At 29.4% G+C, this 11,673-nt stretch carries 14 protein-coding genes; 4 read left to right on the forward strand and 10 right to left on the reverse strand.

What is annotated here, in order from left to right; genetic code table 11:
- Genes AJN56_RS02250 through AJN56_RS02260 form a run of 3 tightly spaced genes read left to right on the forward strand, consistent with a single transcriptional unit; the run spans window position 1 to window position 1,343 of the window.
- Entirely contained in the window at window positions 1-633 is a 633-nt protein-coding gene (locus tag AJN56_RS02250) for a trimeric intracellular cation channel family protein (protein ID WP_002852232.1), read from the forward strand.
- A gap of 57 nt (window positions 634-690) precedes the next feature.
- Entirely contained in the window at window positions 691-1,131 is a 441-nt protein-coding gene (locus AJN56_RS02255; protein WP_002868898.1) for an EexN family lipoprotein, read from the forward strand.
- On the forward strand, window positions 1,122-1,343 hold the full coding sequence (locus tag AJN56_RS02260; protein WP_079005306.1) for an EexN family lipoprotein: 222 nt from the start codon (window positions 1,122-1,124) through the stop codon (window positions 1,341-1,343). The genes AJN56_RS02255 and AJN56_RS02260 overlap by 10 nt, the downstream gene beginning before the upstream one ends.
- Here the strand turns inward: AJN56_RS02260 and cmoA are convergent.
- The 10 genes from cmoA to AJN56_RS02310 are packed head-to-tail and all read right to left on the reverse strand — an operon-like array spanning window position 1,333 to window position 10,497.
- Complete coding sequence (gene cmoA / locus AJN56_RS02265) at window positions 1,333-2,043, reverse strand: carboxy-S-adenosyl-L-methionine synthase CmoA (RefSeq protein ID WP_079254181.1); 711 nt, start codon at window positions 2,041-2,043, stop codon at window positions 1,333-1,335. The two genes, AJN56_RS02260 and cmoA, sit on opposite strands and share 11 nt — an antisense overlap.
- The gene (locus tag AJN56_RS02270) at window positions 2,030-2,884 is read right to left on the reverse strand and encodes a bifunctional riboflavin kinase/FAD synthetase (RefSeq protein WP_011812722.1); all 855 of its coding nucleotides are present in this window, start codon (window positions 2,882-2,884) and stop codon (window positions 2,030-2,032) included. The genes cmoA and AJN56_RS02270 overlap by 14 nt, the downstream gene beginning before the upstream one ends.
- A complete protein-coding gene (locus AJN56_RS02275; RefSeq protein WP_002868894.1) occupies window positions 2,850-3,611 on the reverse strand; it encodes a TlyA family RNA methyltransferase in 762 nt (253 codons plus the stop codon). Before AJN56_RS02275 ends, AJN56_RS02270 begins: the two co-directional genes overlap by 35 nt.
- A complete protein-coding gene (locus AJN56_RS02280) occupies window positions 3,608-4,612 on the reverse strand; it encodes a hypothetical protein (RefSeq protein WP_024088100.1) in 1,005 nt (334 codons plus the stop codon). Before AJN56_RS02280 ends, AJN56_RS02275 begins: the two co-directional genes overlap by 4 nt.
- Window positions 4,593-6,536: an NAD-dependent DNA ligase LigA gene (ligA, locus tag AJN56_RS02285; protein WP_070246381.1), complete on the reverse strand. Its 1,944-nt coding sequence runs from the start codon at window positions 6,534-6,536 to the stop codon at window positions 4,593-4,595. The genes AJN56_RS02280 and ligA overlap by 20 nt, the downstream gene beginning before the upstream one ends.
- The gene (folP, locus tag AJN56_RS02290) at window positions 6,537-7,679 is read right to left on the reverse strand and encodes a dihydropteroate synthase (protein WP_002855124.1); all 1,143 of its coding nucleotides are present in this window, start codon (window positions 7,677-7,679) and stop codon (window positions 6,537-6,539) included.
- A 1-nt stretch (window position 7,680) separates the two neighbouring features.
- On the reverse strand, window positions 7,681-8,280 hold the full coding sequence (locus AJN56_RS02295) for a DNA polymerase III subunit delta' (protein ID WP_002855117.1): 600 nt from the start codon (window positions 8,278-8,280) through the stop codon (window positions 7,681-7,683).
- 5 nt (window positions 8,281-8,285) lie between these two features.
- Complete coding sequence (locus tag AJN56_RS02300; RefSeq protein ID WP_002855029.1) at window positions 8,286-8,822, reverse strand: HobA family DNA replication regulator; 537 nt, start codon at window positions 8,820-8,822, stop codon at window positions 8,286-8,288.
- Complete coding sequence (locus tag AJN56_RS02305) at window positions 8,823-10,025, reverse strand: aspartate kinase (protein ID WP_002854935.1); 1,203 nt, start codon at window positions 10,023-10,025, stop codon at window positions 8,823-8,825.
- A gap of 1 nt (window position 10,026) precedes the next feature.
- Window positions 10,027-10,497 (reverse strand): RNA pyrophosphohydrolase, encoded by a 471-nt coding sequence (locus tag AJN56_RS02310; protein ID WP_002854797.1) that lies wholly within the window; start codon window positions 10,495-10,497, stop codon window positions 10,027-10,029.
- A 100-nt stretch (window positions 10,498-10,597) separates the two neighbouring features.
- On the opposite strand from AJN56_RS02310, the gene hemW reads away from it, so the two are divergent.
- On the forward strand, window positions 10,598-11,665 hold the full coding sequence (hemW, locus tag AJN56_RS02315) for a radical SAM family heme chaperone HemW (RefSeq protein WP_002855221.1): 1,068 nt from the start codon (window positions 10,598-10,600) through the stop codon (window positions 11,663-11,665).
- Window positions 11,666-11,673 lie beyond the last annotated feature (8 nt).

The raw sequence follows: 11,673 nt of genomic DNA on the forward strand, positions 1-11,673 counted from the left end.
ATGGAGATAAATGCTCTTACAATAACCACTCTTTACATTATAGGTATTTCCGCAGAAGGAATGACAGGAGCTTTAGCTGCAGGACGCCATAAAATGGATCTTTTTGGAGTTATTTTTATTGCTCTCGTAACAGCAATTGGAGGCGGAAGCATACGAGATGTGCTTTTAGGACATTATCCTTTAACTTGGGTTAAACATCCTGAATATATTATTTTAATCTGTTTTTGCGCCCTTGTAGCCACAAAAATTCCGCGCGTAGTAACCAAGCTTGAAACTTTATTTCTAACTCTTGATGCTATAGGACTTGTTGTTTTTAGCATACTTGGAGCTCAAATAGCCATAGATCAAAACCATGGCTTTATCATAGCCGTTGCTGCTGCTGTAATTACCGGTGTTTTTGGTGGAATTTTAAGAGATATTTTATGTATGAGAATCCCCTTGGTGTTTCAAAAAGAAATTTATGCAGGAATTGCCATAATTGCAGGAGCAATCTATTATTCTCTAATAATTTGGCTTGAGCTTAATGCCTTAGTTTGCACACTTTTAACTCTTTTTATAGGAGTTTTTGCAAGGCTTTTAGCTATCAAATATCAATGGTCTTTGCCTATTTTTTCTTACAATGAAGAAAAATAATTTATCGTTGCTTTATACAAGTTTGCTAAGATATTAAAAATTTTAGGAGATTGATAAATGCGAAGACTAAGTATTTTACTTACGATTTTAATAGTTATTAATATAACAGCTTGCGATAGCAAAACAGAAAATTACTACAAAAATCATCCTAGCGAAGCAAAAGAAAAAGCGAAAGAATGCAAAGAAAGCGGAACTCTTAGCGAAGATTGTATTAATGCATTAAAAGTTGGTGTTAAACCAACAAATGAAGAGAGTAAATACAGTCCAAATACACCAAAAAAATCTGATAATCAGATATTAGAAACTTTAAAACAAAATGATTTAAAAAAAGAAAAAACCACAAAAGATATTAACCAAAGTTCAGAAAATAATGAAAGTATTATAATACCACCTATAACAGAAACACCTTCTGAAATTTATCCTTCCAAAACAACAGAAAACAATCAAAGTTCTATCTTTAGCGATGATGTTAATATAACACAGGAAAAATTACCATGAAAATAACTCTTTTTTTAAGCCTTATTGGTATATTTTTTGCAGCATGCGAACAAACCAAAAGTGTAGAATATTATCAAAATCACCCTGAAGAAGCGAAAAAAAGAAGTTTAGAATGCAGACACAAAGCTATCATCAGTCAAGATTGTGTTAATGCGTATAAGGTAGGTTTTCCAAAAGATGAATGGGAAGATGAAAATATTTCTAATCCTTAAAAGCTATAAAAGTTTCAAAATTTGCCCATTTAAAAATACTTTCTATTTTCTTAAAACCTGCCTTTTCTAGCATGTTTAAATTTTCTTTTTGACTATAAGGAATTAAAACATTTTCTAAAGCTTCTCTTTTAGCTGCAATTTCAAATTTAGAATAGCCTTGTTTTTCTTTATAATCGGCATAAAGTTCTATGATATTTTTAGACAAAAAAGCATCTTCATAAAGGATTTTTTCACTCATAATCAAAATGCCTTTAGAGTTTAAATTTTTATAAATTTTATCAAGCAATTCTTGTCTTTTAGGAGGGCGAATAAACTGCATGGTATAATTTGCCACAAAAACATCACAAACAAAAAAATCAAATTCGCATAAATTAGCTTCAAAAAAACTTATATCAAGCCCATAAGCTTTAGCTTTTGACTTTGCAACTTCGAGCATAGAAGCGGAATTATCCACGCCAAAAAGTTTAAAATCCTTTCTTAGATTTGCCAAAAAAATCAAAAAATTAGCACTTGAGCAGCCCAAATCACAAACACTTGCATTTGTAGATAAAATTTTAGCCAATAAATTGCCACAAAGTTCTAAATTTTCTCTATAAAATGGCACAGAACGATTGATCATATCATCAAAAACACTAGCCACGCTTTTATCAAATTCAAATTGTTTTTTAGGGCTTTGTTTAAAAAGTTCATCTTTCATCATTTTTCCTTAATAATTCTCTAGCTTGCTCTATGTCTTTAGCAATTTGATTTTTAAGCTTTTTTAGATCTTGAAATTTTTGATTCTCTCTTAGAAAAGATATAAACTCGAGTTCGAAAAACTCCCCTTGTGTGAATTTTTCACCCAATTCTTCTAAAATATGACTTTCTATGGCAAAATTTTCATCGCTTGACCTTATACCTAAAAAACTCACACTTTTATAAATTTTTCTTTGACTTTTTAACAAAGTAGCATAAACACCATTTTGAGGCAAAAAATAACCTTCACAATCTAAATTTATAGTCGCAAAAAGTTCTTTAGAGCCCAAACCTTGTCCTTTAATCATCTTCCCTTTGATACTATAATCTCTTCCTAAAAATTCTTTTGCTTTTTGCAAATTTGCTTTTGATAAAAAATCCTTAATTAAACTTGCATGAACACCTACTCCGCCTATGCTAAATTCATCAACTATTATAGTTTTTATCCCACTTAAAGACTCAATATCTTTAGCATCATAAGCCCTATTTTTCCCAAAAGAAAAATCATATCCCACCACTATAAATTTTAAATTGACAAATTCTTTTTTCAAAAAGCTTAAAAAATCTTTACCATCTAAAGATTTTATATTTTCAAAATCCACTTCTATAACTTTTTTTCCTGAAATTTCTTCTTTTTGACGATTTGAACAAAGAAATTGACCCTTAAATTTATTAATAACTAATAAAGCCCCATTCTCATCTAAACATTTTACAAGTTTTAGATGTCCTAAATGCATACCATCAAAACAACCTATGGCTAAAGAGGTAATATTAATTTTTGATATAGTAGTAAAAATATTCAACATTACCTTCCTTTCCTTTAATGCTTGATTTTTGCGTATTTTTTAAAAGCCAACCCAATTTAGCACATGCTTTTTCAAAATCCATTCTTGCCTTTAAGATTGCCTTATCATCTTTTAAAACACCCTTTTTATCTCTTTTGATATTTTTCCCTACTTCAAACTGAGGCTTAAAAAGTAAGATAATTTCCTTTAAAGCTAAATTATCGATATAATAAAGTAAATTAATAAGAGAAATAAAACTCACATCACAAGTAATAAGTTCAAATTTTTCTTCACTTTTAAAGGTTCTAAGATCTGTATTTTCATGCAAGATAATTTTTTCATTTGTTCTTAAACTTAGATGGAGTTGATTGTTACCTACATCAAGAGCAGTGATTTTTAAAGCCTGATTTTCAAGTAAAATTTGCACAAAACCACCCGTACTAGATCCTATATCAAGACAATTTTTATGTTTTATTTCAATACCATTTTCTTCTAAAAAATTTTTTAATTTTAAAGCCGCCCTTGAAACATAAATTTCACTTAAAAGATCCAATTTTAACCCATCAGTTAAAAGTATATCTTCAGGATTTAAATCTTGCGTTTTTTTTAAATTTTCTAAAAAATTTTTCACATCAAAAGAAGCTTTAAAACTTTTACCATTAAGCAAAACCTCTTCATTTTCTATAAGCTCTAAAGCTTTATTTCTACTGATATTTAAACGCTTTGAAACAAAAAAATCAAATCTCATTTTAAACTCTCATTTATTCTTTTTTCCAAGTCTTCTTTTTCTTTAGAAAACCACCAAATGCCTATTTCAAAAGCATTTTTTTTAAAAATTTCTCTAAGATCTTTAAGATCTTTTTCAAAAAGATCTTTTTCTTTTTGAATTAAACTTAAATTATGATCTTTTAAAAAATCAAAATTATTCATCCATAAAAGTATTTGTTCTTGTTCGGATTTTAAGGCATTATTTCTTTGCTCTTTTAAAAAATAACTTGCTAAAACCATGATAAAACACAAAAATAAAACAATTATTTTTATCTTTATTTTCAAAACAAAATTAAAAACAAAAGCCAAAAGAGAACAAAACATAAAAAAATTAAAAAAATCAAAAATAAAATTTAAAGCCCTAAATCCCAAATATCCAAAATAAGAAAAAATAAAAAATTTTAAATTTGAAATAAAATGTAAAAATTCAGACAAAAAATCAAAATAAACAAAAGAAGCACTCTTATAGGCAATGATTTTCCTAGAAAAAAGTTCCAAATTTAAAATTTCATTGTAAGTAAAAAAAAGCCCATAAAATGCATAAAATAAAGCAGTAAAAAAACTAGCGATAACAACTATTCTAAAGTCATTATAAGCATTATCTACAAATTGCAAATGTAATTCTTTTTTTAAAAATATCATCAATAAAGGCAAAATTATAAATATAAAAACAAAATCAATTTTTTCAAGATTTAAAAAATTTAAAAATAAAGAAATAAGTCCAAAAATCGCCAAGAAAAAACTAAAAATATAAAGATAAAAATCCCCTATACTAATACGATAAAACAAACTTCCCTTAATCAAAGTAGCTTCTTTTATAATATTTTTTCTAAGCTTTAAAAATAAAAAGAATTCCCAAAAAAGTGTTAAAAAAATAGGAATTAAAAAAAATAAAGAAAAAACAGTCCTTTGCCAAGTTAGCAAAAAGCCAAAAAGGCTTAAAAGCGTTAAAATATAAGAACTATTCTTTAACAAGCTCATTAAAAGCACTTTCATCTATACATTTTACTTCAAGCTCTTTAGCCTTAATCAGCTTAGAACCTGCCTCTTCTCCAAAAAGCACATAGTCAGTCTTTTTAGAAACCGAACTACTTACCTTACCTCCAAGCTTTTCTATTAAAGCCTTAAACTCATCTCTTGGGCGTGAAAGAGTGCCTGTAATCACAAAAGTTTTACCAAAAATCACGCCATCGCTTTTGATTTCAAGTTTTTCTATTTTCAAATTTAAAAGCTTGTAAAACTCATCAATTCTTACATGATTAACACGCGTAAATTCGCAAAGACTTAAAGCCATTTGCTCTCCAAAACCTTCTAAATTGGCATAAGCTTCAAAGCTTTGCTTGTGCCACTCTTTACCAAAACTTAAGCTTAATTTTTTAGCCGCAACCTCGCCAATATGCTCTATTCCTAAAGCTGTGATAAAACGAAAAAGCTCACACTCTCTTGCTTGTTCTATAGCATTTAAAAGATTGTTAATTTTCTTTTCCTTAAAGCCTTCCAAACCTTCAAAATCACTAAATTTTAAATGAAAAATGCTCTCAAGAGTAGTGATTTTTTTGTGTTTGTATAAAAGCTCTACTATATTTTCTCCAAGCCCGTCGATATTAAGACATTTTTTAGAAACAAAATGAATGATAGAATTTACAAGTCTATCTTCACAGTCTATATTTTGACATTTTATTAAAGTTCCTTCATCCAAAAGCTCACTTTGGCAAATAGGACAAAGCTTAGGGCGTGAAATTTCCATCTCTAAACCTTCTCTACGATCTTTAAAAACCTTAGTGATTTTAGGGATAACATCGCCACTTCTTATCACGCTTACAAAATCATTGATTTTAACATCAAGTCTTGCAATCTCATCAAAATTATGGAGTGTGGCTGATTTTACTACAACCCCATCTAAATTTACAGGTTCTAAAACCGCCACAGGAGTGATCACTCCACTTCTTCCCACTTGTAAATTTACACCTATTAAACGCGTGGTTTTTTCAAGTGCAGGAAATTTAAAAGCTGCCATAAATTTTGGAAATTTTACCGTATAACCTAATTCTTCACAAAGTGCAAGATCATCAATTCTTACCACCATTCCATCCATCATCATAGGCTTTTTTTCTCTTAGAGCTAAAAGCTCATCATAAGCTTTTAAAACCTCATCTAAATTAGCACAAAGCTTAATAAAATCATCTTTTAAAAAACCAAGCTCTCTGATAAATTGCATCACCTCGCTATGCTTGGTGAAATTTAAGGTATTTTCCCCTACTCCCCAAGGATAAAATTTCAAATTTCTTTCTTTAGTGATGCTTGTATCAAGCTGCCTTAAACTCCCGCTTGCAGCATTGCGTGGATTGGCAAATAAACTTTGATTTAAAAGGGCTCTTTTTTCGTTGATTTTCTCAAAATCATCTTTTAAAATCACCACTTCTCCACGAATTTCTATCCTTTCTTTATAGGCTATATTTTTAGGTATATTTTCTATCTCAAAAACATTAAGCGTTATATCCTCACCCACTTCGCCATCGCCCCTAGTGGCACCGCTTACTAATTTACCATTTTCATAAAGCAAATTTAAACTCGCTCCATCAAATTTAGGCTCTATAAAAAAGTTTTTTTCACATTTTGCGCGTTTTGCCCAAGCCCTAAGCTCACTCTCATCAAACACATCTTCCATCGACCACATACGCTTTAAATGAGCTATTTTTTTAAACTCGCTTTGTATAGTAGGGGCTATTTTTTGCGTTGGAGAGTCTTTTGAAATTTCATCTTTATTTTGTTCTTCAAAAACTCTTAATTCTCTGATTAAAACATCGTATTCTTCATCGCTAGCCAAGGGTTCATCTTTTTCATAATATGCCCTCATCCACAAATTGGCTAAAGCAACTTTTTCTAAATACTCTTCTTTTTTCATCTAAACTCCTATATTATCCATTGCCTGCGCTAAAGCAAAAAGTTGTTTATGTTCATATAAATCATGCACTCTTATAATACTAGCACCATTTTCAAAAGCCTTTAAATGCAAATACAAAGTTCCCGCTAAACGATCTTTAATCTCACTTTGAAAATACGCATTAATCACACTTTTACGACTCGCACCTATAAGTAAAGGTTTATTAAATTGCAAAAAATGTTCTAAGTGTTTGATTAAAATCATATTATGCCCCGCACTCTTTCCAAAGCCAATACCCACATCTAAAATACTTTCTTTTACTCCAAAACTTTCCAAAAGCTCAAGTTTTTCTTTAAAAAACAAAGTCATCTCATCAAGCAAATCTTCATAAAAAGGATTATCTTGCATGTTATTTGGATTGTTTTGCATGTGCATTAAGCAATATTTTGCCCCATATTTACTTGCAAGTTTGGCTAGATTAAGATTTCTTAAACTTGTAATATCATTAATGAGTTTAAAACCCTTATTTAAAGCATATTCTAGACAATATTCATCAAAACTATCTAAACTAAAAATTGCTTGTTCGTAATAATTTTTCTCATAAATTAAGTCAAGTACTTTTTTCAGTCTTTTAAATTCCTCTTCCTTACCACAATACTCACTCCCAGGTCTTGAACTAACCGCACCTATATCGATATATTCAGGCTTTAAAGCAAGAAAGTCATTAAGCCTTTTTTCAAAGTCTTCTTCACTCACACGACTTTTTGCATTAAAACTGTCTTCATTGACATTAATCACTGCCATAAGCTCAGCTTTTTTTGGTTTTAAAAAATCTTTTTGCAAAAAAAGAGCCAAATTTTTAAGTCCAAAATCTTGAAGTTTTTCTTTAGCAATAAGCTTTTGAATTTGCTCTTTACTTGCCATTAAAAGTGCATTTGAATGAGTGATTTTTGCAGTAATTACTTCTTTATGAGTAATAAGTTCAGCTCCTACTCTTAAAGCATCTTGTTTTAAAATATTTGCCGCAGGAGTAGAAATATCTTTGATAAAAATAAAATGAATTTTTGTTTTTTCACTCATAATCTTTTGTCCCATTTTATGAGGGTTTATGAAAGAACAAAGCAAATTAAAATCGGTGTTTGGATTGATTTTAAAAAATTTCATTTTATTTCTTTGTATAGTAATTTAGCAAAAGAGTAGCTAAAAGCACCCCGCTTTTAGAATTTAATTTTGCAAGCTCATAACTTTCATAAAAAAACTCTAATTCTTCAGCGTTAAAATCTTTATATTTCACACATTCTTTAGCAAGCAATGCGATTTGATCCATAAGTTCATTTTTATCCAAATTTTCATTTTTTTGCAAAAAATCAAAAAGCATTCTTAAATCCATTCTTTTAAGATCTAAATCAAGTTTTTTAACTTCCTTTTCAACTTTTCTTTTTTCACAAATAAGACGTGATTTTATAGTAGGTAAAAGTAAATTTTTAGAAGGTATCACAATAAGAAATTTAATATTTTTTGGAGGTTCTTCAAGAAGTTTAAGTAAAAAATTTTGTGCTTCTATCCTATAAGAATCCGCCATTAAAACAATAATTTTTTCTTCGGTTTCTGCGATATAGCTTTCTTTTTCAACTGCTCTTGCATCATCAAGTAAAAATTCATTTTGTGGCATAAAAAATCTTAATTTTTTAATACCAAAATTATTAATCATTTCTTCTTTAATACCTAAAAAATCTTCACTGATAATAATCTTACTAATAAACAAAATATTTATCCTAATTGCACCCTGGAAAATAATATTGCATCCAAACTTACATCAAAAAGTTGATATAAACTAATAAGCTTGATATCCAAGTCTTTATCTTTAGAATTTAAATAAAAACTATCTTGTAACTGCTCATCAAAAAGCCACAATAAACTATCATCTCTTGATTTAGCGATTAAAGATTTATTATCAGAAGCACTTCCTATATAAAAATACACATAACCATTAGGAAAAGAAATGTCAAGCAAGTCATTAAGTAAAGCTATATCTTCTGAACTTTGTACTTTCTTCTTGCATAAAGAATTTAACGACACAAAAGGAAGCATGGGACGAGCGGCTTTTGAATTTATATTTTTTAAAAAATACTCTTCATACCAAGATCTTTGTTCATCGCACATTAAGACAAAAGTGCGTCCCTCTAAAAGATATTTAAGTCTTGCAGCCATCAAAGGAGCCCATTCTAAACGACGCGACTCCAACCATGCCATAAAAGCTCCGCCATTGCGAATATTTTCAAGAGTAAAACTTAAAAAATCACTCATTTATTTATCAAGTCCGTAGCACTCATGTAGTGCTCTAACTGCAAGTTCTCCGTATTTTTCATGAACTATCATTGAAATTTTTATTTCACTAGTAGAAATCATACCGATATTAATCCCCTCATCAGCTAAAGCTTTAAAAGCTTTACTTGCCACTCCTGAATGTGATTTCATGCCTACGCCGACTATAGAAACTTTTACTACAGCACTATCACTTTCTATAGTTGTTTTTGAGCTTAAAATTTTTTGCATAGCATTTTTAGCTAATTCAAGTTCATTTTGAGGAACCGTAAAACCCAAATTTGTAGCGCCATCAACTCCAACATTTTGTATAATCATATCTACATTAATATTTTCATTTGCTAAAACAGAAAAAATTTCAGCTGCGATTCCAGGCTTATCTTCTACATTTCTTAAAGTCACTCTTGCTTGATTTTTATCCAAAGCAATACCACTTACTAAAGCTTGTTCCATTCCATCTTCCTTTGTTATCATTGTTCCTTCGTTATTGTTAAAACTACTTCTAGTTACTAAGTTAACATTTAATTTTTTTGCAAGCTCTACAGAGCGATTTTGCAAAACTTTTGCACCCAAACTTGCAAGTTCAAGCATTTCTTCATAAGAAATTTTATCCAATTTCTTTGCCTTTGGTTCAATTCTTGGATCTGTTGTATAAACCCCATCAACATCGGTATAAATTTCACACAAATCCGCATTTAAGGCACCTGCTACCGCCACAGCACTTAAGTCGCTTCCACCACGCCCTAAGGTAGTTACATTACCTTCCTCATCTACACCTTGAAAACCTGCTATAACGACTATTTTACCATTTTGAAGTTCTGATTTTATCGCTTTTGTATCAATATGATGAATTCTTGCCTTTGTAAAAACACTATCCGTAATAATTCCCGCTTTTCTTCCAGAAAATGATATAGCAGGATAACCCTTTTCATTTAAAGCAATAGAAAGTAAAGCGCTTGTTACACGCTCTCCGCTACTTAAAAGCATATCCATATCTTTACCATTAGGAGTTTTACTAAAATATTCAGCTTGCTCGATAAGAGTATTTGTCACCCCACTCATTGCAGATACTACAACAACAAGTTGATTACCCTGTTGCGCACTTTGGATAACCCTATTGGCTACTGCTTCAATACGCTCAAGTGTTCCAACGCTTGTTCCACCATATTTTTGAACTATAAGCATTTTAGATATAACCTTTCTCTTCAAAATATTTGATCACTTTAACATAAATATTTTTTTTGAAATGATTAATCATTTCAAAAATTTGTTTAACACTCACAAATTGATAATCATCAAATTCAGGATGCTTAGTATTGATATTGATTGTAGCACCGTGTTTTAAACGCACTAAAAAATATTTTTGAATCTGTCCATCATAAGGATACATTTTTTTAACAATTTTACTCGGAAAATCATAACTCAACCATTCTGGATACTCAGCAATGATTTCAACCTCATCAGTGCCTATTTCTTCTTTTAGTTCTCTAAATAAAGCGTTTTTGACACTTTCACCTTTATCAATACCTCCTTGTGGAAATTGCCAAATATTATCCATATCACTTCTTTTAGCTATAAAAATCTTACACTCAAAAGGATAAGAACTTGATAAAACAATAGCTGCAACATTTGGTCTATAATTTTTCTCGTTTTCCACAATATTTTTCCTTAAATCTCAAGAATATAATTTTAACCTAAATCAAATCAAATTTTTATTAAAATACATTAAAAATTTAATAAAATATTTTAGGGTTTTTATGCATTTTTATATCCATATTCCATTTTGTGAAAGCAAATGTAATTATTGCGCTTTTACAAGTTTGAAAAAAAATGATTATGAAAAAGCTTATTTTCAGGCTTTAAAAGAAGATATTGTTTTTCAATTAAAACAATTTAACATTCAATCAAATCAAATTAAAACCTTATTCATAGGCGGAGGAACACCAAGTTGTGTTGATGCGTATAATTATGAAGATATTTTTAAAATTTTATATCCCTTGCTAGATAAAAATGTAGAAATTTCATGCGAAGCTAATCCCAACTCAGCAACATTAAATTGGCTTAAAAATATGAAAAATCTAGGAGTTAATCGCATTTCTTTTGGAGCTCAAAGTTTTCATCCTAAAAAACTTCACTTTCTTGGAAGAATTCACAATCAAGAAATGATTATCAAAGCATTAGAAAATGCAAATAAAGTAGGTTTTAAAAATATCAATTTAGATCTTATTTATGATACAAAATTAGACAATAAAAAAATGCTTGAATTTGAACTCTTACACTTAAAACAAATCAAGGCTTTAATCACACACCTTAGTGCTTATAATTTAACCATAGAATCAAACACAGCCTTTGCCAAAAAAGAACATTTCAAAAAAAATGCTCCTAATTTAATGAAATTTTTCATCAAACAACTTCTAGAGCTTAACTTTTTTCAATATGAAATCAGTAATTTTTCAAAAACCAAAGCCCAAATTTGCAAACATAATCTTGCTTATTGGCAAGGAAAAAACTACCTAGCTTGTGGATTAAGTGCAGTAGGATTTTATGAAAATAAGCGTTTTTATACAGCAAAAAATTTAAAAAATTACATAGAAAATCCTACTTTTAGATCTATAGAGCAACTAAGCTCCAAAGACTTGAATTTAGAACATCTATTTTTAGGACTTAGAAGTATAGTAGGGATTGATGAAACAAAACTCAATCAATGGCAAAAAGACAAAATAAATATATTATTAAAAGAAAAAAAACTTTTTTACAAAAATAAAAGATATTTTAATCCTAATTTTCTCATTAGCGACGAACTTGCTTTATATCTCTCATCTTAAATTTAAGT

The organism is Campylobacter sp. BCW_4319 (assembly GCF_001764435.1).
Classification (GTDB): Bacteria; Campylobacterota; Campylobacteria; order Campylobacterales; family Campylobacteraceae; genus Campylobacter_D; species Campylobacter_D jejuni.